General features: G+C 44.4%; 25 protein-coding genes and 1 tRNA gene. 18 read left to right on the top strand and 8 right to left on the bottom strand.

The window, feature by feature from the left end; translation table 11 throughout:
- Positions 1-312 precede the first annotated feature (312 nt).
- The 4 genes from QXV08_RS02955 to metG all read left to right on the top strand — a co-directional run bounded on the left by QXV08_RS02955 (position 313) and on the right by metG (position 3,738).
- A tRNA-Thr gene (locus QXV08_RS02955) sits at positions 313-414 on the top strand.
- Between the two features lie 903 nt (positions 415-1,317).
- Complete coding sequence (locus QXV08_RS02950; protein WP_342788042.1) at positions 1,318-2,574, top strand: dicarboxylate/amino acid:cation symporter; 1,257 nt, start codon at positions 1,318-1,320, stop codon at positions 2,572-2,574.
- A gap of 94 nt (positions 2,575-2,668) precedes the next feature.
- A complete protein-coding gene (locus QXV08_RS02945; protein ID WP_342788043.1) occupies positions 2,669-3,397 on the top strand; it encodes a tRNA-wybutosine modification methyltransferase TYW3 in 729 nt (242 codons plus the stop codon).
- A 14-nt stretch (positions 3,398-3,411) separates the two neighbouring features.
- Positions 3,412-3,738, top strand: a complete 327-nt coding sequence (gene metG / locus QXV08_RS02940; RefSeq protein WP_342784777.1) for a methionine--tRNA ligase subunit beta — start codon at positions 3,412-3,414, stop codon at positions 3,736-3,738.
- Here metG and acs read toward each other — a convergent pair.
- From acs to QXV08_RS02925, 3 genes are all read right to left on the bottom strand, one after another.
- Positions 3,713-5,098: an acetate--CoA ligase alpha subunit gene (gene acs, locus QXV08_RS02935; RefSeq protein WP_342784775.1), complete on the bottom strand. Its 1,386-nt coding sequence runs from the start codon at positions 5,096-5,098 to the stop codon at positions 3,713-3,715. The two genes, metG and acs, sit on opposite strands and share 26 nt — an antisense overlap.
- A gap of 145 nt (positions 5,099-5,243) precedes the next feature.
- Positions 5,244-5,840: a phosphoesterase gene (locus tag QXV08_RS02930; RefSeq protein WP_342784773.1), complete on the bottom strand. Its 597-nt coding sequence runs from the start codon at positions 5,838-5,840 to the stop codon at positions 5,244-5,246.
- Complete coding sequence (locus QXV08_RS02925; protein WP_342784771.1) at positions 5,837-6,838, bottom strand: hypothetical protein; 1,002 nt, start codon at positions 6,836-6,838, stop codon at positions 5,837-5,839. Before QXV08_RS02925 ends, QXV08_RS02930 begins: the two co-directional genes overlap by 4 nt.
- 58 nt (positions 6,839-6,896) lie before the next feature.
- On the opposite strand from QXV08_RS02925, the gene QXV08_RS02920 reads away from it, so the two are divergent.
- Positions 6,897-7,571: a phosphatase gene (locus QXV08_RS02920; protein WP_342784769.1), complete on the top strand. Its 675-nt coding sequence runs from the start codon at positions 6,897-6,899 to the stop codon at positions 7,569-7,571.
- A gap of 2 nt (positions 7,572-7,573) precedes the next feature.
- On the opposite strand, the gene QXV08_RS02915 is transcribed toward QXV08_RS02920, so the two are convergent.
- Positions 7,574-8,749, bottom strand: coding sequence for a nicotinate phosphoribosyltransferase (locus tag QXV08_RS02915; RefSeq protein ID WP_342784767.1), 1,176 nt, complete (start codon positions 8,747-8,749; stop codon positions 7,574-7,576).
- 1 nt (position 8,750) lies between these two features.
- Positions 8,751-9,167, bottom strand: a complete 417-nt coding sequence (locus QXV08_RS02910; protein ID WP_342784765.1) for a secondary thiamine-phosphate synthase enzyme YjbQ — start codon at positions 9,165-9,167, stop codon at positions 8,751-8,753.
- Between the two features lie 100 nt (positions 9,168-9,267).
- On the opposite strand from QXV08_RS02910, the gene hsp20 reads away from it, so the two are divergent.
- The 6 genes from hsp20 to QXV08_RS02880 are packed head-to-tail and all read left to right on the top strand — an operon-like array spanning position 9,268 to position 13,374.
- Positions 9,268-9,846 (top strand): archaeal heat shock protein Hsp20, encoded by a 579-nt coding sequence (gene hsp20 / locus QXV08_RS02905; RefSeq protein WP_342784763.1) that lies wholly within the window; start codon positions 9,268-9,270, stop codon positions 9,844-9,846.
- Between the two features lie 55 nt (positions 9,847-9,901).
- A complete protein-coding gene (locus tag QXV08_RS02900) occupies positions 9,902-10,426 on the top strand; it encodes a metallophosphoesterase (protein ID WP_342784761.1) in 525 nt (174 codons plus the stop codon).
- A gap of 18 nt (positions 10,427-10,444) precedes the next feature.
- Positions 10,445-11,299 (top strand): uridine phosphorylase, encoded by an 855-nt coding sequence (udp, locus tag QXV08_RS02895; RefSeq protein ID WP_342784759.1) that lies wholly within the window; start codon positions 10,445-10,447, stop codon positions 11,297-11,299.
- 17 nt (positions 11,300-11,316) lie between these two features.
- Positions 11,317-12,243: a PfkB family carbohydrate kinase gene (locus QXV08_RS02890; protein WP_342784758.1), complete on the top strand. Its 927-nt coding sequence runs from the start codon at positions 11,317-11,319 to the stop codon at positions 12,241-12,243.
- Positions 12,244-12,260: 17 nt separating this feature from the next.
- Complete coding sequence (locus QXV08_RS02885; protein ID WP_342784757.1) at positions 12,261-13,091, top strand: hypothetical protein; 831 nt, start codon at positions 12,261-12,263, stop codon at positions 13,089-13,091.
- Complete coding sequence (locus tag QXV08_RS02880; RefSeq protein ID WP_342784755.1) at positions 13,075-13,374, top strand: hypothetical protein; 300 nt, start codon at positions 13,075-13,077, stop codon at positions 13,372-13,374. Before QXV08_RS02885 ends, QXV08_RS02880 begins: the two co-directional genes overlap by 17 nt.
- Positions 13,375-13,425: 51 nt before the next feature.
- Here QXV08_RS02880 and QXV08_RS02875 read toward each other — a convergent pair whose 3' ends face one another.
- Complete coding sequence (locus QXV08_RS02875) at positions 13,426-14,373, bottom strand: cation transporter (protein WP_342784753.1); 948 nt, start codon at positions 14,371-14,373, stop codon at positions 13,426-13,428.
- Positions 14,374-14,529: 156 nt separating this feature from the next.
- Between QXV08_RS02875 and QXV08_RS02870 the strand changes: the two genes are divergently transcribed.
- From QXV08_RS02870 to QXV08_RS02860, 3 genes are read left to right on the top strand one after another with little or no spacing between them, the layout of a single operon-like run.
- Positions 14,530-15,513: a glycosyltransferase gene (locus QXV08_RS02870; protein ID WP_342784751.1), complete on the top strand. Its 984-nt coding sequence runs from the start codon at positions 14,530-14,532 to the stop codon at positions 15,511-15,513.
- Entirely contained in the window at positions 15,513-16,856 is a 1,344-nt protein-coding gene (locus QXV08_RS02865; protein WP_342784749.1) for an MATE family efflux transporter, read from the top strand. Before QXV08_RS02870 ends, QXV08_RS02865 begins: the two co-directional genes overlap by 1 nt.
- A gap of 42 nt (positions 16,857-16,898) precedes the next feature.
- A complete protein-coding gene (locus tag QXV08_RS02860) occupies positions 16,899-17,636 on the top strand; it encodes a nucleotidyltransferase family protein (protein ID WP_342784747.1) in 738 nt (245 codons plus the stop codon).
- Here QXV08_RS02860 and upp read toward each other — a convergent pair.
- Positions 17,633-18,298, bottom strand: coding sequence for a uracil phosphoribosyltransferase (upp, locus tag QXV08_RS02855; protein WP_342784745.1), 666 nt, complete (start codon positions 18,296-18,298; stop codon positions 17,633-17,635). The two genes, QXV08_RS02860 and upp, sit on opposite strands and share 4 nt — an antisense overlap.
- Before the next feature lie 48 nt (positions 18,299-18,346).
- Between upp and QXV08_RS02850 the strand changes: the two genes are divergently transcribed.
- Positions 18,347-18,544, top strand: a complete 198-nt coding sequence (locus QXV08_RS02850; protein WP_342784743.1) for a hypothetical protein — start codon at positions 18,347-18,349, stop codon at positions 18,542-18,544.
- Here QXV08_RS02850 and QXV08_RS02845 read toward each other — a convergent pair.
- A complete protein-coding gene (locus QXV08_RS02845) occupies positions 18,531-19,556 on the bottom strand; it encodes a MarR family transcriptional regulator (RefSeq protein WP_342784741.1) in 1,026 nt (341 codons plus the stop codon). The genes QXV08_RS02850 and QXV08_RS02845 overlap by 14 nt on opposite strands.
- Before the next feature lie 79 nt (positions 19,557-19,635).
- Here QXV08_RS02845 and QXV08_RS02840 point away from each other — a divergent pair, with 79 nt between their 5' ends.
- Genes QXV08_RS02840 through rgy form a run of 3 tightly spaced genes read left to right on the top strand, consistent with a single transcriptional unit; the run spans position 19,636 to position 25,336 of the window.
- Positions 19,636-19,803, top strand: coding sequence for a hypothetical protein (locus QXV08_RS02840; protein WP_342784739.1), 168 nt, complete (start codon positions 19,636-19,638; stop codon positions 19,801-19,803).
- A 10-nt stretch (positions 19,804-19,813) separates the two neighbouring features.
- Complete coding sequence (locus QXV08_RS02835; RefSeq protein ID WP_342788046.1) at positions 19,814-21,250, top strand: sodium:solute symporter family protein; 1,437 nt, start codon at positions 19,814-19,816, stop codon at positions 21,248-21,250.
- Positions 21,251-21,307: 57 nt separating this feature from the next.
- Positions 21,308-25,336 carry a reverse gyrase gene (gene rgy / locus QXV08_RS02830; protein WP_342784735.1) on the top strand — a complete coding sequence of 1,343 codons (4,029 nt, stop codon included), beginning with the start codon at positions 21,308-21,310 and terminating at the stop codon, positions 25,334-25,336.

Below are 25,336 nucleotides of genomic sequence, written 5' to 3'. Positions count from 1 at the left end.
CGGCTTGAACCCCTGGCTGACCCACAGGAATGTATTACGTGGTGATGGTGTGCAAAGCGATAGCACGTATCAGGAGAACCAAGGGATGAAGCAAAGCAATCGAAAGAAAAAGCGGTTAAAAGTATCTTTCAGGCCTGAACCCTATATAGAGGAGAGTATTGTTGTAAAATATGGATGAGTTATTCATTAAGACATTAATAGTGAAGTACGAGAAAGAATGAGGAGAGGAACGCATCTATGCATCATATAGAAAGCTATAGATATCATGCTGAAATAATTTTAAACCCTGGATGCAATCATGGTTCAAATAGTGCCGCCGTAGCTCAGCCCGGTGGAGCGCCGGCCTTGTAAGCAAGTACTAGGTAGGCCCGTCGAGAAAGCCGGTGGACGCGGGTTCAAATCCCGCCGGCGGCTCTAGGGTTTATCAACCTTTTTCGGCCCCATCTATTGGAGAATTCTGAAACTCTTGTTTGGGCTCTGATACGACTTCAAGTGGTTTAAGAGTAGCAACATCGATGCAATTGAGGAAGCTATTACTGACCTCCTCCAGCCCTGAAGGGTGGTTCACCGGTTCCCTGCATCTATTCCGGGTTTACACCCCCCATACGCGGGAGCCAGGACTCCCTTCATCTTGGCTAGGCTTTCTCCTCCAGCTGTATTAAAGAATCATTGTCAATAAGCTATTAGACGCTTATAGCTAGGACTATAGTGGATCCAGGGGTCTTTAGATATGGAGATAAAGTGTTAGAGTTATTTCCGTTCATATGAGGGTAATTTGTTCAGTAACTACTCATGACGTTGAGGTTACTGGTTTAGAGGATAAAACTGGCAGTATTGAAAAGGGAAGCTAGTGGACATCATTATTATGGATGAAACCGTTTTACCTGGGCCATAGTATCATTTATCATTCTGTAGCATATGTACCTGCCATGGTTAGGCTCATCGTGGTGGTGCTCTGGCTCTTCACCGTGGTTTCCCAGGGTGTCTCTGGATCTAGGGTTCACCGGTAAATCTATAGCACCTATTTAAGATCCATGGGCCTCCCGGAGACAATATATTCAGCCCACCCATAGCCCTAAGACGCATAGAAGGACACACCCTAGCATTTCTATCCATCTTAAATCCCTGGGTCATCATGAATGAAGTCAAGATACTTATAGTAATAAGGAATGGAGTGATAGTTGATAATAACTCCTGAGATCCACTCATTGATCATAATATCTATTTATTCGTAACTCATACTTATTTATATTTATTTATAACTATAGGTTCTATGATTACGACAATGTTTTTATATACTATACTTACATATCTACTATGGGACCCGATATGAGTAGTGAAGAAGTTGTATTCCAAATAAGGCTTGGTAAGAGACCTATATTACTCCTTGTAGCGGCTATACTGGGATTAATAACAGGAGTGGTTGTTGGAGAACCGGTTAAAAATATATCGATACTCGGAGATATCTATGTCTCGCTACTGAAATTCATAGTAGGTCCACTAGTATTCCTAAGCATTGCATGGGCTGTTATGTCCATGAGTGACTTAGTTAAGCTCGGCAAGATCTTCATTGGGTTCCTTCCATACTGGTTAGTAATGGGCTTGCTCTCAGCGTGGACAGCCTATATAGTAGGTAGTACATTGAGGCCGGGCGAAGGTGTGCGACTTCCAGGAGGCGGCACTGTGACACCTGCATCGTTAACTATTACAGATTATATAAAAAACATTGTCCCATCGAACTTCGTAGACATGTTTCTCAACATGAAGATGCTTCAGATAATATTAACAGCCATACTAATAGGCATCGCTGTCGGCATGATTGGTAGAACAACGCCTCAAGTAAAGGATTTCATGACACGGTTATTCGAATCCCTTCTCGCAATAATATACAAGTTACTAGACTTCGTGCTATGGTATGGTCCCATAGGTGTCTTCGTGTTAATGGCGAATGTTGCCGCGGTAGTAGGGGTCCTGGCTGTTTCCGCGTTCGCTAAGTTAATACTATCATTCTATATAAGTGGCCTCATAATTCTACTGGTACTCCAGCCACTAATACTTGGATTAGTTGCAAGAGTGAACCCGCTTAGATTCTGGAAGAAGTTCTATCCTGCAATGTTGACAGCCTTCTCCACTGCAAGCAGTAATGCCACATTACCGGTCACTATAAGTTGCGCGATAAATACTGGGATATCAAGGGATGTCGCAACAGTTATACTACCTGTGGCAGCAACGATCAACATGCAGGGAGCCTGTGCAACTATCACATTATTCACCTTGTTCGCTTTCCAGGCACTTGGAATACCTATAGGATTCGGTGAAGTAATCACCCTAGTGGTTCTCGGATTCCTGGGTGCAACTGCGGCTGCCGGAGTGCCTGGTGGAGCAGCCATAATTGCTATAGCCACTGCTACAACACTGGGTATCCCAGTGGAGGCAGCCGGATGGATGGTTGGTATTCACCCAGCGGTAGATCCATTCGAGACCATGCTTAATGTAATAGGAGACCCTATAGGAGCCCTCCTAGTTTCAAAATACGTTACAAAAGACTTTGATGAAGAGAAGTGGAAACAATAATAATTTTTTCCAGCTTCTCCACCTACTATACCCATAAATACTATAAAAATCCCTCCAAGAGAAGACAATTATAGATGGTACCCTACAACGAGAGATGATCATAGTGAAAGTAGATAAGGATACGTGGCTTAAGCGGAAGAAGTCCTTTTGGCATAGAATGTTGGAGGACTTAGAGATAGGCTACCTGGATAAGGATCTCCTGCCATTATTAATAGTCTTAAACATAGAGCAGGGGATACATACTATGAGTAGTTGTAGCGGTAGGATCGTTGCAAGCGATTCCAGGTCACCGTGGAGCCGTGAAAGTGACTCCACTGTAATCTTCAAGAAGCATACACCGGTTAAACCAGAGGAGATACTAGAGCTATACAAGATACCTGTCTACAGGAAGATATGGCTTAACGTGACAGGGCCCATAATCCACTTGTCGGCAATGGATTTAGCCATAGCTATAAAAATACTCAGGATAGCTAGGCTGAGCGGCTATAAACACAGCGGTATAATAAGTCTTAGCAGGGATAAGGGGGTAGTCCTTGAATTGACAACGGGAGTCTACATGTCGACGCCTTTAAGAACGAGAAGCAAGGACATTGTTAAACCGGAAGAGGTGCCGGAGCTAGTGGAGCTGGTTAACAATATACTGTATGAAGGTAAGAAACGGCTTGCAAAGCTATACATGGAGTTAAAGAAAGCTCTACCATGGAGACCAGATGAAGAAATAGTTGAATACATCGAGAAACACGGCATAAGGATTCATGAGAGAAACCCTATCGAGGTCTTTGAAGAGTTATCAAGTAATTTAAGGGATAACCATAATAGCTAATCTAGGTGGCTCCCATGGAATTAATTGGAATAGATGAGTTCCAGAAGATCGATTTAAGGGTTGGACTGGTTAAATCAGCTGAGAAAGTCCCTGGTAGCGAGAAGCTAATCAGGCTCATAGTAGACCTGGGGGAACTTGGCGAGAGGCAGATTATAGCTGGACTCGGTAAATGGTATCAGCCAGAGTTCTTCCAAGGCAAATACGTTATCATAGTAGCTAATTTGAAACCTAAGAAAATGATGGGTTATGAGAGCCAGGGAATGCTTCTGGCAACGGATACTGATCCACCTGTTATAGCTACCGTTGAAAAAACAGTTAAGCCTGGGGCAAGGCTTTTCTAGCCTCTAGGTATCTCCTATACCATATCATTTTTGAAAGCGCGTAAACCGCTCTCTCAGGCGATGGATAAGCGGGTATATCATGCCTGTTCAGGTACTTTATTGCCTCATATGTGTCCTCGCCGCCTACGAAGCCGGCTACTGTCGTCTTACTTATATGCTCTGATTCATAGAGCTCTACTATGGCCTTGGCTAGTTCACGCGGATCCAGTACAGCTGTTCTACAATATAGTATGACTATGTTGTCGACCTCGCTTGATTCAGCAGCTATCTTTAATGCTTTAACATAGTTATCTACGATGGCCTGCCCGGTTAAGTCAACCGGGTTCTTCGCGCTACCGAACCATGGCATGGTAGTCTTAAGTTTCTCCTTGAGCTCCTGGCTTGGTTCAAGTAATTTCACATCATTAAATTCCGCGGCATCGGTGGCGAGGACTCCTACCCCGCCGCCATTAGTTATTATTATAGTGTTCTCGCCCTTGGGCAATGGTTGTGCCGCGAATGCCCTGGCTATGTCGAACATCTCCTCCACAGTGTATGCCCTAATAATGCCTGCTTGCTTAAATGCTGCCTCATAGAGGTTATCGCTGCCTGCCAAGCTACCAGTATGGCTTGCAGCTGCCGCTGCACCACGCCTGCTTCTACCTGCCTTTATTACTACAACGGGCTTCTTTAACGTGACCTCCCTCATCTTTTTAATGAATTCCCCTCCTCTGCCAGGTTTTATTCCCTCGAGATATATTGTTATAACCCTTGTATTGGGATCATCTGCAAGGTATTCTGAGAGCTCAGCTACATCCAGGTCTGCCATGTTTCCTACGCTCAACAGCGCTGACAAACCTATCTCATTCATTATCGTCCAACCCATTAACGCTATACCTAGTGCCCCGCTCTGTGAGATGAGTGCTATACTGCCTCTTGAAACCTCCAGAGGGCCGAAGGTAGCGTTTATGTTTGAAGGTGTATACACATATCCGAAGATATTGGGGCCAAGAATCCTCATTCCATATTTCCTAGCCGTCTCAACAATTTTGTTCTCTAACTCTACGTTACCGACTTCAGAGAAACCGGATGTAATTACAACCGCTACTTTAACGCCTTTCCTACCTGACTCCTCGATTACTTCTGGTACTGCATCGGCTGGTACAGTTACTATGGCTACGTCGACTTCATCCGGAACATCTAGTATCGATGGATACGCCTTATACCCTAGTATTTCGTCTGCATGAGGATTTATAGGGTATACCTTGCCCTGGAATCCGTATCCCTTGATGTTTCTAAGCACTATGTATCCTATTTTCCCTGGGGTACGGCTAGCACCTATCACGGCTATGCTTCTGGGCATGAATAATTCCTTAACCATGTTTCCGCACCAATCAATGCTAAACACCATTCATGTATTTAAATATAAATATCTCCCTGCTTCACAGGGTTAGAGTTAAAGCTACATGTCTTCTACCTTCATCACTTAAATGTATTCTAGACGTAAACCTCGCAAACACCCTATTTTAGAAAGACGGGGCTTCTAGGTGTAGATCACGTAGAAGTTTCCTGAGGCTAATTATTTCCGCAACATAGTCACCGCTCTTGAATTCCACGTATGCTAGGTAATCCTTCTGAATACTGCCCGGCGCGATCGCTTTGTCAGCCATACATGGGTCTCTGCATCCCCCGGCTAAGGTTAGTGATGGATTCATGGCCTCTATTATTCTCCCCACTACATCACTATACATGTTACAGCAGTTCATCCTGAAGCCGGGTTTAAACGTGGCGAGAACATCTATCTTTCCATGTACTTGGGCTATTGGTGAAGCCCCGAGCCCCGTTATTTTATAGCTCTTTAACTCGAGTACCCTGCCGTCCAGTAGGCCTCCAATACTCTTCAGATACTGGGGTATTGATTCGTCGTCAAGCCTACCTGTAACCCCGAGTACTCTGAGGCTGCATTTCTCATAAAGCCATTTAATAATTAACGGGGATACCGTGTCACCTAGAAGGATAACTGCGTCAACGCCAAGGATTCTCGCTGCTAGACATGTAAGCCTGGATAAAGTCCTTGAAGCATTTAGCTCATAGAGTGCGAGCACTCTAAGTATATTGTTCAAGGAGTCTCACCGGGCACAATGAATCCTTTCTCCTCTAATCCTCCAACTAGTATTCTACAAGTAGTATCGCTGCATTGGAGAAGCCCCTTTACCACAGCTTTACCACCCTCATAAAGAATGGGCGTATACAGCGACTCAAAGCTCTCAATATATGTAACATCCATCAATGGCTTAACGCCCTCGATGACAGTGTAATACTCGACACCGCTTACTGAGGGATAGCTTAACGCCTCTACACCCCCCTTAATCTCCACCCTTGCCAGTATGCTCCCAATAGTTTTAAACTCTGGTTCGCTGGTGAGAAAACCGCTTACATCATTATTGTACAGGATAGAGTACTCCCTGCCATTAAATAAGCCCCGTCTCCAGTTTCTATATAGGGATAAAACCTGCTTAAGTGTTAAACCTGTCTTACCGGCGATCCTGTGAGCCCATTCCAATAGCTTTCCCTCGGTGAATGGCTTAAATATATCTATGTTCTCCCTAATCGACTCCACTATATCCACTGCCCTCCTCCACCCGTAGACCACTATATCAACATCGCTGTAAAGTGGGTTATGTATACCGGGGAGGATAGAGCCTGAGACGCCGAGCCCCGTTAACCCGTTCACTAAGCCACTGAGTTGCTGGGCGAAGCCAGCGACGAGTTCTTCCAAGCTGTCTCTCGGGGAACTAATTATCTCGAGTAGGCGGTCCACCGGGTCATAGAGATCAACTATGAAACCCCTTGGAACATATGGTAGTACTGCATCATAGTGGGGCACGTAGATTTTCCACGGTGTAAAGCCATGAACCTCCCTGACATCATACCATTTGACAAGCCTCTCTAAGGGAACACCTTTAAACACCCATATTGATGAACCAGTTATTGATGGACAGTATTTAACATACCCTATGAAACCGTAGTCTAAGTGCTTGTTCCCTACCACGACGAATAAGCAATTGTTTACCAGTCTCAAGTAGTAGTGATCCAGTATACAGTGGTTAAAGCCTCTCATCCGCTATTATCCCCGTGATTTTAATTAGAATTACACTGATATAAGTTGGGTGCCCTACATGGCTAAGATAGCCGTTGCATTAGATTACGATGGAGTACTCATCGATAGCTATAGGGGAGTACCATTATTCTACCTTGAAGACTTCCCAGCTTTAACAGGGACGACTATAGATTACGCGAGGCAACTACTATACCTTGAGTACTTAACGGAGAGCCTTGGCATATTAAGGGAGGATTTATGGCCTAGATATATCCCGGGTTTCTCGAGCAGTTTATTCGACGAATTAATCACCAGGTATTGGGAGAGGAGGATAGAGTATTCGAGAAGCCTCCCAGGCGTGAAGCCGGTATTAAACACCCTGAAAAATCAGGTGGACCTGTACCACGTGGGGCACAGGGATGACATCTACGGGTTGAAAACACATAGAATCTATATAGATGGGTTTACAGATTATTTCAAATACATATACGTGGTCGAGGAGAATACTGAATCCAGGCTCCAAGCACTCATGGAAATCCTGAGCACTCATGACTTAGTAATATATGTCGACGATAAACCAGTGAACCTAGCCGTGATAGAACAAGGTTTGAAAGACCTCAGGGAACACGTAGTACTGGTTAGACAAGTATTTAAATCCATCTATGATACGCCATGGATTGATCCAGTTGAAAAATATATAGCTATCAATAATCTCTCCGAGTTAAGCAAGTTGATTGGGAGGCTTAAGCAGTAATACTACTCGAGAGAGGGCTCCGGCACCTCTCTAAGTTGCTCGATAACATATCTCCTAATGTCTTCTATACTGGGTGGCTTCCTCACTAGCTCACCATTATCAATGTATTTAACTAGGAGGGGGGTGTACCCGCTGGGTACTTCACCAGGGTTCTCCATTAGTGTAATGATGTCATTTAACCCTGGTCTTTTCCTGAATACCTGTTTTGCCCCAGGTAGTTTACCTCTCTTTGTGAAGGGTCTCCATGCATTGTTATCGTATACCTCAACAATATCAGCACTAATGTCAACACTGGGAGGCATTGATATGCTTGTTCCAACACCGAAGGCGTCTACGATGTCTCTAAGCCTCACAATTTCTTTTTCATCTAGCCCCCCGCTCACAACTATTTTAACATGTTTAAACCCGTTTACATCGAGGGTCCATCTAACCTCTTCTACTATTTGCCTCATATCGCCGCGTCTACTGCTGGGTGTATCCAATCTAACACCATGTAGCCTATTACCCAATAATTTAGCAGCCATCAATGCTTCCTCGCGTTCATCGAGTAATGTATCTACAAGCATAATCCTGGGTACACTGGGCTCCACCACTTCGTCAAATGCTTTCCACGCCTCTCTCTGGTCGCCAAAGACCAGTATTAATGCATGGGGCATTGTCCCCGATGGCTTAATCCCTAGATATTTCTCGCTTAGAACCCCTGAGACAGCGTCTGCCCCACCGATGTATGCTGCTCGATCAACCATGGGAGCTATTACAGGGTGGACGGCCCTAAGCCCGAAGAAGAGTATTGTTTTATCCATTGCAAGCCTCTTAATACGTGCCGCCTTACTAGCTATGCTTGAGTAGTGTCTAAGTATACCCAGTACAGCTGTCTCATATAATGCGAAGTCATCATAGTAGCCCTCTATGATAAGCAATGGCTCGCCAGCCTTGAATAATGTTCCCTCAGGCATAGAGTATACTGTTACCGGCTTATCCTTCAGTAAGTAGAGTACTTCCTCGAGCCCAGCATATACAGCCCACTCATAGCCCTTGGGTAGCCTCATTACATGGAATTCCATCCTAACCTTCTTCCTGACACCCTTGGCTTTAAGTATCTTATAGGTCCTCGTGAAGTACACGTCTGTTGCGGATCCATCCAATATCTCGTTCTCGCAGGCTATATAGAACCTCATATCACTCACCCATAACAGTTATCACAATCTCCCTATTTGAACGCGGTCCATCCATTTCAACGAAAAATATATTCTGCCAGGTTCCTCTAGCTATCCTCCCATTTATAACTGGGATGATCCTCTCAGCCCCGATAATTGCTGAGCCTATGTGTGCATGAGCATTATCATCTATCATGTTATGCCTCCACCTTCTGCTCCCCGGCTCCGTGAGATCCCTTAGCTTATCAAGTATATCATTGATCAATCCCTCCTCGTGTTCATTAAGCATTATGGCTGCTGTTGCATGAGGAGCATGGATGAGGACGATACCGTTTAAGACGCCTGATTTGGCCACAGCCTCCTCAACCATCCTCGTTACATCTATTAACTGGAACTGAGCATTGGTCGAGAACCTCACAGTGTGATGGTATATTTTCACAGTGATCACCTAGGAAATAATATTATCCACCAGCGTGTTTAAAACATTATCAAAAACTTAATATAGGCTGATACATTTATTTTAGTGATGGTGATACCCTGTGGAGGATGACTGGTGGTATCGTAGAAGGAGGAGGCCATTCTGGGGCGAGGACCTCTTCGACGAGATAGACAAGGTGTTTGAAGACATGGAGAGAATGGTGTGGGATTTAATGCGTAGATTCAGTAGAGGCTTCACTCCTGAAGAACTCAGGGAGATAGAGCGCCAGCTTGAAAGACAAGGGATAAGGCCATATGTGTATGGCTTCAGTATAACAATAGGCCCTGATGGAAAACCGGTGATCAGGGAGTTCGGCAATATGAGGAGGGAGCGCGGTAAGCCTGTGATCACGGAGGAAAGGGAGCCATTAATAGATGTATTTGAATCAGGCGATGAAGTCACGGTTATAGCTGAGATCCCTGGTGTAGAGAAGGATAAGATCGATGTAAAGGTATCCGATGACGGTAGAACACTTATCATCAGCGCCAGTGATACAAACAGGAGGTATTATAAGGAGGTCGAGCTACCGAGTAAGGTAGATCCATCCTCGGCTAAAGCCTCGTATAAGAATGGTGTTTTAGAAGTAAAACTCAAGAAAGCGGGTAAAGGAAGAGAGGGATTCAAGATTAGTGTTGAGTAGTTTTACTTGGGATCATGAATAGTTTTTCATAGCGTTTTAAACCTTGGTGTCCTCAATGATCATTGGCGTATTAAGCGATACACACGACAATATTCATGCAACCAGGAGGATTCTTAGAAGGTTATCCAACCATAACGTAGAGCTCATAATCCACCTCGGAGACATTGTGAGCCCATTCACCCTTAAAGCCGTAAGGGAGGAGATCGGGAATATTAAACTTATTATTGTTAAGGGAAATAACGATGGCGATGTATACCTATTGAATAAGCTGTCCTCGAGCTATGGATGGATGTTCTATAGCGAGCCAACCATACTGGAGATAGAGGGTAGAAGAATATTTATAATGCACGGATACGGAGACGCATCCACAACAGAGAAAATAGTAGACGCCCTCGCTAAATCCATCGACACCGATATACTGCTCTACGGGCACACCCATATAGCTAGGAGTAAGCACATAAATGGCAAGCTAGTATTAAACCCGGGCGAAGCATGCGGCTACATAACTGGGAGACATACCTACGGGATCATAGATATCACTACTTTAAATACTGAAATATTCGAAGAAGATATAAAGTAAAATACAGGGGGCGATGTCATGAGTGAGAGGCTCAAGAGTGCGAGTCGCCCCGAGAGCGGAGAGGGTAGACAATACCATTTACAAGTGAAGCCGGGGGATGTAAGCCGTTACATTCTCTTACCCGGGGACCCCGATAGAGTGCCATGGATAGCTAGCTTCTGGGATAAGGCATGGAGCGTTGCGAAGCATAGAGAATACGTGACGTATAGCGGCTATTATAAGGGAGTATTTATCTCAGCCACCAGTACCGGTATAGGAGCGCCGGCTACAGCGATAGCTATAGAGGAGCTTGTAAGAGTGGGTGGGGATACGTTTATACGGGTTGGGACAACCGGGGCTCTCACAAGGAGTATAAGCGTGGGAGATATAATAATATCCACTGGAGCAGTCAGGTTAGAGGGAACCAGTAAACACTATGTTATGCCTGAATACCCTGCTGTAGCAAGCTATGATGTAGTCTTAGCACTCATAGAGGCTGCTGAAACCCTTGGAGTAAGGTATCACGTGGGGTTAACGGCCAGTAGCGATAGCTTCTACGTGGGGCAGGAGAGACCCGGCTTCAAGGACTACCTACCCCCGTTTCAAAGAGGGCTCATACAGTATCTCAGGAGCATTAACGTGTTAAACTTTGAGATGGAGGCAGCCTTAATCTTCACGCTTGCAAATATATATGGGCTCAGAGCCGGAGCCGTGTGTGCAGCCATAGCTAATAGGGAGACCGAGGAATTCGTGGTGAACGCCGGGGTAGAAGACGCTATAAAAGTAGCTAATGAAGCAGTGAAAATACTGAGTGAATGGGATGAAGAGGTTAAGCGGAGGGGTAAGAAATATATAAGTGCATCAATTATTAAGCAAGCCGCATCTAAACACTAGGAGAGCCGTGGCTATATATGGGTACCCCGATACATGTAAGCATAGGTAATTTCAACATAGACATAGCCGTCTACATTGATAAAGCGCCGGGAATAGATGAAAGCGTGAACGCAAGGGAAATCGATATAAGGCCTGGTGGGGCAGCCTCGAATTATGCTGTAGCTGCATCGCACTATGGACACAGGGCTATACTTATAGCATCGGTTGCGGATCACCTACTGGTGAAAACCCACCTGGAATCAATAAGGAGACTAGGCGTTGACATATCGCATGTAGCATACATCAATGCATCACCAGGGATAGTTATATCAGTGATCTACCCGGATGGCTCAAGATCTATGATTAGGAGCCTCGGTGCTAACGCGTATCTATCACCGGATAAGATAAGCCAGGAAATACTTGATTCAGCCAGCATAGTTCACATGGCTACTTTACACCCTGAAAAAGCAGCCGGAATCGCAGAGAGGGTTCATGGAGCAATGGTAAGCTTTGACCCGGGAATCTACGTGAATACCCAGCGGGAAACATTGGAGACAGTGTTAAAGCACGTAGACATACTCTTCCTGAATAGTAGTGAATTCAAGGAGTTAACTAGTAAAATAAAGCCAGGTGAACTATTTAAACTAGGAGTAGAAGTCTTAGTGATTAAACTAGGCAGTAAGGGGGCGACTGCTGTACTAGGGGATGGCAGTATATATCACGCACATGTAAAACCCCTGGGCAACCCGGTTGATACAACAGGAGCTGGCGACGCATTCAATGCATTCTTCAACGCATCGTATATTGATACAAGGAATGTGATGATAGCTCTTAGACATGGAGTGGCTGCAGGAGCATTAAAGACTCTCTGCAAGGGAAGCATTCTATGCTGGGATAGAGATCTATTTATTAAGCACCTGGAGCTAAGTACTATTGGTAAGGAGACTGGAATACCTGGATTCTAGTTATAGGGCTACATAAAATGAAGATTAACGAGTTGGTTAAAGACCTGATTGAGGCGTGGGAGAGTAATTCTTTCAGGATTGAGGCATGCGAGCCCTACATCAAGATGGTTTTCACAGATCCTATACTGGTTAACAAGTATGGTAGGGAGTCATCGATCCCGGTGCATATTATACAGCTGGTTCCACCATTACTAGTGTTTGAGGAATCCGTTAACAGGTTACTGAGGCTATACAGGTACCTAGCTAGTTTCGCCTCGAGCACGAGGTGCTTCAGCATATTGGTAATAATAAATGATTGTGGCATAGAGGATCAACATGTGATCACCGTTTACACTGCTTTATCGAGGATCATGGGTGCTGGAGAGCCAGTGCTAGAGCTAAGCGTCGTGATCTCAAAGCTCCTGAGATTCAGTGAGAGACTGAAGAAGCTCCGCGGCATGAATGTAAGTGATGAAGAATACATCGAATATCAGAGGCTTCAAGGCGAAATTGAGAGATTAATCGTGAAAGGTATAAGATTAGCTGGCAGTGAAGCCAAGTTATTAAATGCCCTCAGGCTAGCTGAAGAAGCCGTTAAGAACACTGAAATACAGGCCAGCCATGCTGGGATACTGGACGAAGCGCTCAGGCTACTTATACACGAGAGCATAGGCACTGTTAGATTATCCAGCCTCGTCGATAACTGCAGTAAGCCACGCCTAGAACTATATCTCTCCGCCTTTAATAGATTATGCTCCACGCATATATACACATACCTAGTGGCCACACCAGAATACTCTTTCCTGAAAAATATACCTGGGTTAAGCGATAAGCTTATAGTAGTGGATCTAGATGAGCCACGGGATTAAGATATATAGGAATGAAGATGTCGAGGAAATAGTGGCATGCATACCTGAGGGACACCGACATGTTAGATTGATACTCAAATTAAGTGATCAAACAATAATACTACAGGAGGCAACGGTTGCAGCTATAGTCAGGGCATATCTAAATATCGCGCTTCATCCAACGCGGAAATACATAAGACTAGTTAAACGCAGCCTCACCGATTTAAAACAAGGATTCGCGAAAACACAATTAATGGAGGAGTCCGAGGATAATAAATGTCCCGATATTCCTCTGAATAAATAGAACAATCAGTTATTAAAGCCGTGGAGGCGCGGCAACCTGTTTCTACGAACACTATGAACCAAGCTTTTTCCTCCGTTTCCCTTTAAGCCTTGCTTTAGCCTTATACCTTGGATAGAATCTTACATCAACATGGTATATTAGTTCAGAGGAGTTCCTGATGGATCTCGTGATCCTCCTCCTTAAATCATGGATTTCATTTATCGTTGTATCTGGATCCACAAGTATTTTCACTGAGACAATGTAGAAGGAGCCTATTTTCCTAGCGTCGACATCGTCTATCTCTAGGTTCTTGTTTTTATACTCATCTATCAATAGCTCTTTTACCCTTGCCCTTAATTCATAGTCTATGTTGGCCCCGCTCAATGTCTTCACAACGTCTTTGAAGACCTCGAAGAGACTGTGTGCAACGAATATCATTGATATGAATGTGAATAAGAGCTCGACCGAGTAGTTTTTACTTAAATACGTTAAAACTATACCGAGCGACGCCAGTATAGAGGCTATGAAGTCTATTAGGGCGTGCTGGGCGTCCAGTTTCAATAATTCTATTTTATACCGTTGATAATTTCTCTTTTGTATAACATGCATCAGGAGTGTGATTACTCCTCCACTTACGGTGGCTATCAACGGTGTTAGGTTGCTTGTGGATACTTTCCCTATCCCCACTATAGAGGAAAGGTAATCTAGGAAGAAATAACCATAAAGCCCCAGGATAACCAGCAGAGCCAGCGTAACAGAGATGCTCTCGATTATTACAATGGACCAAGGGAATTTCCTTCCGATTCTACTCGCTAAGTATATAACCAATAGAAATATTACCTCGAGCACTGTGTCAACGCTCCAATGGAGTAGATCTGTTAAGAGAATTATACTGGGGGCTATTACAACTATTATTAATTCAATAATGAGCCCTACGAATGAGAGTACAGCGGACCTGACAAAGCCTTCACGGGCACTTCTTAATCTATGCTCTATATTGGTGTTAAACATTACGCTCATGCATGATCGCCTCTTCAAAAACTATGGGCTGGGTAAAACAATATGGTACCTGCTTAGATAGCAACCTTAAAATCTAATCGATAGTTAATTAATGGTTCCAATTATATATTTATCCGGCTCCAACACTACTAGAGCTACAGCTATAAGGGGGTGCCAGTGTCCAGGGTATTATTAATAGCTGGCTACGGCGGGCACAGCGGCTTCGCCTATACTATTGGGTATTACCTGGTTAAGAAAGGCGTGGAGCTAGATATCCTTGTGCCCAAGGGTTATGACTGGGTTAAAGAGAAGTTAAGGGGACTTGGAGAAGTATACGAGGTCACATTACCAAGGAGACCGGCTGAGCCTCTTTACAAGGGGATGGCGAGGTGGCTCCAGGCGTTCGGTGAGTCGGTAAAGTTATGTAGGAATAATAAATATCCAGTGGTGTTTGCATCAGGCTCGAATTTTTCTATACCTCCATCACTAGTCTGCTGGCTGAAGGATTCAAGGATCTTAACGATTGAGGATGTAGCAAGGTTCACTAGGAGGTCCAGAGCTACAAGCATTCTCTATAGGCTGGGTGCAGAGGTATTTCTTCACTGGGATGAACAACTACAGCTGTATAGGAGGGGTATAGTAGCTGGGCCAGTATACGAGCCTGCAATATATGAATCAAGGAATGAAGGCTACATATTAGTCACCACAGGGACCTTCGGGCATAAAGCACTCTTTGACACGTTGGATAGGCTGGAACCAGGTAGGAAAATAGTCCTACAAACAGGCGATGTAGATCCGGAGCCGTATAAGAGGAGGCATCCAGAATGGATAGTATTCCAGTATACTAGCGATATACATAAGTGGATAGCTGGGGCAAGCCTGGTGATTACTCATTACCCAGGCACAACAGCCTTAACAGCCAGGCTCTCATACAGTAAACCCGTTATAATGGTGTATTCCCCTAGACACAAGCTCGCTGCACCCAGAGAGGACTCCATTACCCTAGCTAGGAAACTAGGCGTTATATACCTGGAGAGCGTTGATCCCGGGAGCCTGGAGGAAGCCATTAGGGAAGCGCCGTTATTAAAGCCGCCGAAATACCGTAATGGCGGTGAATACATTGCTGAATACATTATGAGAATACTCCAGGGTGCAGGGTAATGAAGAATTATTTCTCAAAGCTCCTAAACGATCCAGAGGTAAAGTCTTCTCTAAGAATCTCATTACCACTGGTATTCGTGGAGTTGGCGAACAGCCTCTACTCATTGACTGATACATTCTTCGTTAAAGACCTTGGTAGTGAAGCATTAGCCGCAGTGGGTATCGCAGGCTACTTACTAATGCTATTACAGGTCTTCTTTACATTGTTTCAAACACCCTTACTCGTACTGGTCTCGCAGAGTATTGGAGCAGGTTATAGGGATAAAACCAGGCTTATAACCGGTGAAATCCTGATCGAGGGAAGCATATACGTGGTTTTTCTATCCGTTATATTCTACATGGCAGCACCGCTACTTATCACCGTACAGTCAGGGGCAGCCGGCCTCGCATTCCAATATACACTGGATTATCTCAGAATAAGGGTCGCCTGCTTTGTAATATTCTTTGTTTCAGCGTCATTCGACACGGTTTTCATAGCCAGCGGGAGATCAGATATATCATTAATATCAAATACTATTGGATTAGTCTCCAACATTATTCTAGACCCTATAATGATCTACGGGTTGGCAGGCTTCCCAAGGCTTGGAGTTGCTGGTGCAGCATGGGCGTCAGTCATTGCTTCATTCTTAGTTATACCGGTCCAGCTATATTACCTAGGGAAACTCCAGTTGCTACCCATGCGGCCTAGCTCATTTATTCTGCTAAGGAAAATAATAGACCTTGGGTTGCCAGCCTTCATAGAGAGAGGTGTTGTCTCGCTGGGAAACAATATATATGCTGGAGTAATATCAAGGTTAGGCAATACAGTTATGGCGGCCCATAATATCGGGCTTAGAATCGAGAGTATAATATACATGCCGGGCTTCGCATTCGCTATGACGGCCTCAACGATTGTTGGAAGGCATGTTGGCGAGGGGGATTTCAACCGTGCTAAGAGGATGGGGGAAAAGGTGATATATATGGGGGCTTCACTAATGGGGTTGCTGGGTGCTGTAGTTGCTTTATCCAGCTACTATATTACAGCCCCCTTCGCGCCGACAAGTGAGATCCGCGAGCTAGCATCACTCTACCTCATTCTAGCAGGATTCAGCGAGTTCGGTCTAGGATTAGCAATGGTCTCCAGTGGTGCTATAAGGGGAGCTGGTAACACCAGGGTACCATTTATCGCTAATACTGTTTCCCTACTATTATTCAGGGTCGTCCCCTCACTAATCCTGGTGAAGTCTCTAGGGGTGCTAGGTCCTTGGACGGCGATGTTTATCGAGGTGTATGCAAGGGGCATCATAGCTTACACGATATTCAAACGCTGTTTCAACCGGTTGGCCAGAAGACTTATTAGCTAATCTGGAGAAAAATAAATGATGGTTAATCAGCGGTGGATCATTTTGTCCGCAAACATCACCTCCCTTATACTGGCAGGGGGTCAGGGTGAGAGGTTCCGTCCCTATACCGATATAATTCCTAAACCAATGATACCTGTTGGAAACAATGAGAAACCGGTACTAGAGTTAATCGTGAAATGGCTTAGAAAACACGGCGTAGAAGACATGGTGTTCTTAGTTAACTATAAGTGGAGGTATATCTATAACTACTTCGAAGACGGCTCCCGCTTCAAAGTCAGGATAAGGTACTCCATCGACGAGGCAAACGGCTACACTAATACAGGGGGCTCAATACTGAAGGCTTACAGGGAGGGCTTGGTAAATAGGAGAACGCTTATATGGTACGGGGATATACTGGCTCCCCTGGACATTCAAGACCTACTTAAATATCATGTCGAATCAAAAAGCGATGTAACACTGGTTGTAACCAATAGATATCGTGTCCCTGTTGGAGTAGTGAGGATAGATAGCGATAACAATATTGTGGAGATGAGGGAGAAGCCCGAACTCGATATAAATGCCACAATAGGCATCGCCGTTATAGAGCCACATATCTTGGAGCTGAAGCTAGAGGATGAGCTGGGCAAGGACTTCGACTTCATGGGGGATCTCGTGCCATGGCTTATTATCAATGGATACCGGGTCAAGGCATACATATATAATGGGGAATGGTTTGATGTGGGAAGCCTTGAGAGATATAAAAAACTGGATATGGAGTGGATTACACGGGTATTTGGCTAAGAGCCGAATGCCCTATCTCCAGCGTCCCCGAGACCGGGGACTATGTATCCTTTTTCATTTATCTCTGGGTCAACCGCGATAGCGTATAGTTTTAAGTCCACCCCGGATTCCTCAGCATACTTCTTCAACCTGCTTATAGCGTGTGGTGTCGTTATAACTGATGCTACATAGTATTTCTTAGCCGCCCCCCTTTCCCTTATTTTCTCCAACACGTTCACCAGTGTCGAAGCCGTGGCAACCATTACATCGCTTATGACAACTATATCCCTGCTCGTTATTCTCGGTGTTTTCACATAGGATACTTCTATCTCGAAGGATCCAGCCTTCATCCCTTTCTCCTCTACACGCCTAGCAACGACTACCCCCTGTCTAGCTGTATACAGGATCTTAATTAATCCCTCGGTTAGAGGCCAAGCCGCTCTAAGCACTGTGATTACTATAATGTTGTCTAAATCCTTAATCCTACAGCCATGTACCTTAGTGCCCAGCGGTGTTTCAACCTCAATTGTTTCGCACTCAAGGTCCTCGATTATTTCTAATCCAAGTATCCGTCCTAACCTCACTAGCCCCTTGCGGAACTCTATCTGGCTGGTGTTCTTATCACGTAGAGTAGTGAGGATAGCCTGGGCGTATTTTCTATTAACTAATCTTACCTCAAACATCTATGCCCTGGTTTAAATATGCCATGGGAATTTTTAAAACTATGACTGGTGCCCTGTGTAGAGGGTTTTAAACACGACAGAGATGTCATAGGAGCCGTAAACCTAGTTAAGAAACGCCTCCTAGATGTGGGGAGGGTGCCGTTTGCCCCGAAGGGTGCCCATGACCCCTGCGTGGAGTGGCTTGTAGCCACAGTGAAGCACAGGATCGAGGCACAACCCATCCTAGCGAGACCTACAATGACCTAGGATAGGAAACGGCCTCATAATATATAGTGCTATCTGGGAGTCCATTATTTAGCTTGGAAACAATGTCTCTAATAGTCTGTATATCGACTTCCGGAGAGGGCTTATATGATTCAACCGCATCGCTTAATACTGAGACAGGTATTCCCGTTACGGCTGAGTAGTAGCTTAGATATCTATATGGGTCTCCAATATATCTGTTAATGGAGTCTAGGTATGTCTTCCTAATCAGCTCAACGGTTTCGCTGTCAAAGATAGTTGATACCGCGAGTGTACAGCAATTCCCAATGCTTATCCCGGTTTTACTGGTTAAATCCTGGAACCCCTTATTCCTAAATAAATGGTAAAGCGGATGCCATAGGATAACATATCCCTTAATCCTGTTGAGGTTGCTTACTAGGTCGGGATACTTGAAGTAAATCGTTTTAACTGCGCCCCTCAACCCAGATTTCTCAATGTATTCTGATCTAACATAATCCATGGTACTAATTCTACTTGAGTAAACCACAATGCCCTCTCCCTCATTAGGTGACCTAAGAATCTTAAAGCCTCCTGTCATGCCGCCAGCGATTATCCTGTAGGATTTATATAATGGATACATGTATAGCTGGCTGACTAATGGTGAGAGGGCTAGGTCTACCTCCCCCTCGGCTAGGGCGCGTGTGGTATCTAATCCATCCTTAAATACCTCTACATGGACACTATACCCTTTCTCCCTCAATTTATCAATAAAGTACCCTAGGAATAAGTACTCGCTTGAGTAGACTATGCCGAGTTTAAGTGTTTTTGGCTCGTGCTTGATGGTTTTCTCAGCGATACCTTTTTTGACATAGATAATCTTGCTTCTACCAATGCTTCTCCTCTCTATAAGGCCATCCCTCTCAAGCTCCTTAAGTATCTCGCTAACCCTGCTCTTGGAGGCGTTGAGCGCTCTATGTATGTATGACTGGGGTATCTCCCTGCCCTGCATACTGGAGAGTAGCTTCAGTATTGTTTCCCGTAAACCCTTATCCATGCCTTATGCCTCTAACCACTGGTTAAATTTATAAATTACTCCATATTTTTATTTTATCGAACATATGTTCGGTGATCCCATGTTAAGGAAACTCTATATGCTGGGAAGCATCCTCGTGATTATGGCTAGCTATATAGTGCCATATCTCATCCTGTATAATGCTAAAGGATTAGAATTATTCCTCTTCTGGATCCTACTAGCGATCACGTGGATCACCGTCTCAATAATATACTTGAGGCGCGTCTAGGGTGTGATCCATGAATATCTTGTTCATCGCTATACTAGTAATATATATAATCATGGGCACCGTAATAGCCTATGCATCCAGGAGAATGAATATCAAGACCACGAAAGACTATATTATTGCGGGAGGTAGAGTCGGTAGTATAGTCAGCTTCGGAACCTATGCAGCCACAACTTATAGCGCGTTTATGATGATAGGGCTAGTTGGATTAACCTATGCAACAGGTGTAGGGGCGTTAGGCTTTGAATTACTATATCTACTAGTAACGGTGATACTGCTTTCAACAATAGGCTACAAGATATGGGAGTTATCAAGGATAAATGGGTGGATGACTCCTTCACAAATGCTCAGCGACCTATATTCATCGAGATACCTGGGCGTACTTACCGCGTTCCTCTATTTATTCGTAATGGTGCCATACACAGCAGCACAAATACAGGGGCTCACAATAATCTTCAACTATGCTGGCCTAGACCCTATGGTGGGGACTATTATAAGTGCCGCTATAACATATACATGGATATTCATAGCTGGGATGTGGAGCATCGCTACAACTGATTTATATCAGGCTCTTCTCATGTTAGTTGGTGGATTACTATTTATTACCCAGTTAACGCTCCCTGGAGCAGTGTTTAATATTGAACCTGTAAAAGCGTTAATGTCTAGCGGTGAGAAAGGCTTCCTCGGGATAACTAGTTTCTGGTCGCCTCAAGTCTTTCTAGCATATACTATACCATGGATCTTCTTCGCTGTCACGAATCCACAGGTCGTTATAAGGTTATTCATTCACAGGGATGAGAAAACCTATAAGAGAAGTGTATCGTTATTCGCGTTCTACGGGTTACTCTATACTCTAATAGTCGTGTTAGCTGGGCTCCTTGCAAGAGGGTTCGCTGAAAACGGGTTGATTCCACAGAATCTTAAACGCGATGAAGTAACTATTTACCTGCTTAACTTATTCAACCCATTGATCAGCTCATTAATAGCTGTATCAATAGTTGCAGCAGCCGTTTCAACAGTGAATAGCATTATTCATGCAGTAGCCAGCAGTATTTATAGAGAGATAAGGAGCCATGGGGACAAGGATTCCCTAGTGATACTCAACCTAGTTAGCCTGGTATTGGTTGCCCTCTCAACACTTCTAGCGTATGCAAGGATAACCTATATCGTTGACTTAAGCGTGATGACATCGGTGTATCTCCTACCACTAGCCCCGCTGACTATTCTTGGAATCTACCTGAATAAATATATTGGAAAATATACCAGGACAGCCGCTATCGCCTCCATTGTAGTGGGAGTTTTCATAGCAGGCGTGAGCACCTTTGTGAATGGCGGTAGTAGGGCATTTACATCGATATACATGGGTATCCCGATATCGCTCTGGGTGTTGTTGGTTTCCACAATGATTCTTCTCATAGGACTCCTTATCGATGCTTATACACGTGTGTGAGCAAGAAAAAATTTAAAAATACTCGGTGAAAACGTTTTTATCTAATGGTGAATTACATTGATTAATTTAAAGACCTTACTAGAGAGTTTTAGAGAGTTTAAACCCCATGGAATTTACCGTCACGCCTGCCCTAATTGTGGGGGTCCTATAGATGATTACAGGCTAATCTTTAAAGCTCCCTGCTCGAAGTGTTTAGATGAAGAGGGATTTAAAGCCGTAATTAAGGATTTAAACGGGGAGATCACTCGCCTACAACTTCTTGAACTCTACTATAATAAGTTAAGTAAGAAGCTAAAGGAGTCCGGCGATTTAAGGAAACTCGTGGAGAATGAGAAAGTGTTAAAAGACTTCGAGAGGTTCTTCGAGAAGGCAACAGGCTTTAAAATGTGGAGTGCGCAGAGAATGTGGGCCCGGCGTATTCTAAAGGGCTCATCATTCAGCATTGTGGCTCCCACCGGCATGGGTAAAACAGTTTTCTCGCTTATAGCTACACTCTATCTCGCTTCACGCTCTAGAAGCAGAAATGAAGAGCAGAGGTTTTACCTAGTCTTCCCTACGACACCCCTCCTACTTCAAGCTGAGAGGAAGATAAGGGATTTCTCGAGGAACCTCGGTATTGATGTTTGCATGGATGGCAACTGGGGTAGCAACTGCCTGAGGATACTCTGCATCTATGGACACCAGGGTAAAAAAGAAAAGGAGGCTGCTTTAACCAGGCTCAAGGAGGGAGACTTCGATATACTCCTCACCACAAGCACATTCATGCATAAGCACTACGAGCTCCTCAAGAACAAGAATTTCAAGCTAATAGTCATGGATGACGTTGATGCTGTGCTAAAAAGTGGGAAGGCTGTCCGGAGAGTATTAAATATCATAGGTATTGGAGACGAATACATTGATAAGGCGTTAACCCTGGTTAAGGCAAGGTCCAAGCTAACTGTTCTAAGCGGTGAGGAAAGAAGTAAATTAGAGAAAGAAGTGGAAAGCCTTGAAAAAGAAATCTCCACTGTGAAGCAGAATATAAACACTATACTCTTAGTAAATACTGCCACCGGTAGGCCTAGGGGGATCTATCCGAAGCTATTTAAGATATTCATGAACTTCGAGGCTGGATCGAAGCCAGAGGCTATTAGAAACATAGTGGATACTTACATCGGGCCCGTTAAAGACACTGAGGAAAAGATAGAGGAAAAGATAAAGGAAAAAATAGTCGAGTTAGCCCTTAAGCTCCGTGATGGATTACTGATCTTCGTTCCAGTTGATAGGGGAGTAGAATACGCTGAGGAAATAGCATCACTACTCAAAGAGAAGGGGTTGAATGCTGAGGCGTTTCACTCTGGGAAACCCGCTAAACTACTAGACGCGTTTGCGAGGGGGGAAATAAACATACTTGTTGGCGTGGCAACCTATTATGGAGTCATGGTCAGGGGGATAGATCTCCCGGAAAGAGTGAAATACATTATGTTCATCGGGGTCCCCAGGCATAAGTTCGCCCCGGAGCTCGAAGAGTTATCGCCAACGGATCTACTCAGAATCCTCACAGTGCTCCGCGACGCCAGCGAAGGGGAGAGAAAAGAAGCCATTGATAGACTTATCGGTAGGTTATCAAGTAAAATCAGGAGAATGAGCCCCGGCGCATTGATGATGATTAGAGGGGAGCTAGCTAAGAAGCTCAGGGGGGAGCCCGTCGAGGAGACACCGTTTCTAAGGGATGCTATGGAGGCATATAAAATAATCAAGGAGGAGCTCTCAAAGGATGAGACATGGAATAAAATATCTAGCCTAGGGGATATAGGCGTCATTAGAGAGGGTAATAAGTACTATATGTTAATACCGGATGTCGCAACATATATCCAGGCTAGTGGTAGAGCTTCAAGACTTTATCCAGGCGGCATAACCAAGGGCTTGTCGATAACATTGATTGATGATGAAAGACTATTGAACGGCTTAGTGAAGAGGATGAGATGGATTTTCGAGGACTTTAACATGGTACCACTAGACCAGGTAAACTTAGAGGAATTAGTAAGGCAGATAGAGGAGGAGAGAAGAAGGGTTGCCGAGGTCATTAGAGAGGGGGCAAAAGCCACTACACAGGTTGAACCAGTTAAAACAGCATTAATGATAGTTGAATCACCCAACAAGGCCAAGACCATAGCCAACTTCTTCGGTAAACCAAGTATTAGAGTCGTAAAGAATATTCTACAAGTATACGAGGTAACTGTTGGAAACTACGTGCTCTCCATAGTGGCGAGCGCCGGGCATGTGTATGATTTGATCACTGATAACCCTGGTGAATCAATGAGTGAGAGCCTTTACGGCGTATTAAAGGTAGAGAACAGGTTCATCCCGGTGTACACGGATATTAAGAAGTGCTCCAGCGGGCATCAATTCACGGATGAAGTCATAGATGATACGAGTGAATGCCCCAGGTGTAGAATAAATGGTAAAGTATCCCGTGTCATAAGGAAACTTGACATCGTAAAGGCCCTGAGGGAGTTAGCTGAGGAAGTCGATGTCGTCTTAATAGGTACAGACCCTGATGCAGAGGGAGAGAAAATAGCCTGGGATTTAAGGGTATTACTAGAGCCCTACGCCAGTGATATCAAGAGAATAGAATTCCACGAGATCACTAGAAAAGCAATTCTCAACGCTCTCAAGAACCCGAGAGACTTCGATCTAAAGCTTGTAGAATCCCAGATTGTTAGAAGGATAGATGATAGATGGCTAGGGTTCTCCCTCTCAGAGAAGGTTCAAAAGTATGCGTGGCTGAAATACTGCTCCGAGTACCTTAAGAATAAAACAGCGAGGAGGAAGAAAGAGGATTCTGAGCCACACGAATTAGACTGTTGTACCCCGAATAGGAATCTGAGTGCTGGAAGAGTCCAAACCCCTGTCTTAGAATATGTTATCAGGGAAACGGAGGAAAGACAGAAGCCTGAGAGACGGTCTTATAGAATAAAAATATATGTTGGAGAAATAGGCGACTTCATAGAAGTCACGATACCTTACATCGATGCCGAGGAACTGGGAGTTATAAAATCTCTTAACAAGAAGAAACCTCTACCAGTTGAAATAATAGTTATAGGTGAGGATGTAGAGGAGGTTAACCCGCTGCCACCATTTACAACAGACACGCTATTAGAGGAGGCATCAAGGAGTCTCGGGCTCTCAGCTGTAAGGGCAATGGAGATAGCACAGAATCTATTCGAGACAGGCCTTATAACCTACCATAGAACCGACAGTATAAGGGTAAGTGATACAGGCATCTCCATAGCTAGACAATACCTTGAGGAGAAATACGGGGAGAGAGCTCAATCCTACTTTAAGGCCAGGACGTGGGGGGAGGGCGGGGCACACGAGGCGATACGTCCGACGAGACCTATAGATGCTGACAGGCTTCTTGAATTAATCAAGGAAGGAGTGTTAACATTGTCTGTGAGATTCACGAAAGACCATATAAGGCTCTACGACCTCATATTTAGAAGGTTTATAGCGAGCCAGATGAGACCAGCTAAACTAAGGAAGTTGAAGTTTAAAGTGGTTATAAAGAACCGTGAATACTATTCTGAGGTATACACTGAAGCCGTTGAAAAAGGATACCTTGAGGTATACAAGAACATCGAGCTGGTTCAGGGCATCAGGTTGAAGCCCAGTGAGCCTGGCAGGAGGATTGACGGGGAGATCCATGAGGGCGAAGTAATTAAGCCACCAATGCTGAGGTTCCATGATATAGTGAGATGGATGAAGGAGAAGGGTATTGGTAGGCCGAGCACTTATGCTAAGATAATTCAAACAATAATAGATAGGAGATACGTGATAGTAAGCGGGGAGGCGAAAGCCCTGATACCCGTAGAACGCGGTAGATACGTGTTGAAATTCCTTAAAGATCACTATGGTGACATAGTCAGCGTGGATACTACTAGGAGACTCGAGGATCTAATGGAGAAGATCAGTAGAGGCGAGAGGGATTACCAGGAGGTATTAGAAGAGATCTATAGAGAGGTAAAGAATATAGTGCTTGAAAACAAGGACATCAATGATTCACTGGAGAAAGAATATAATGAAAGATGTGTCTCAACGACGTGA

The organism is Desulfurococcus sp. (assembly GCF_038881575.1).
Lineage (GTDB): Archaea > Thermoproteota > Thermoprotei_A > Sulfolobales > Desulfurococcaceae > Desulfurococcus.
This window is presented reverse-complemented; position numbering and strand designations above follow the sequence as displayed.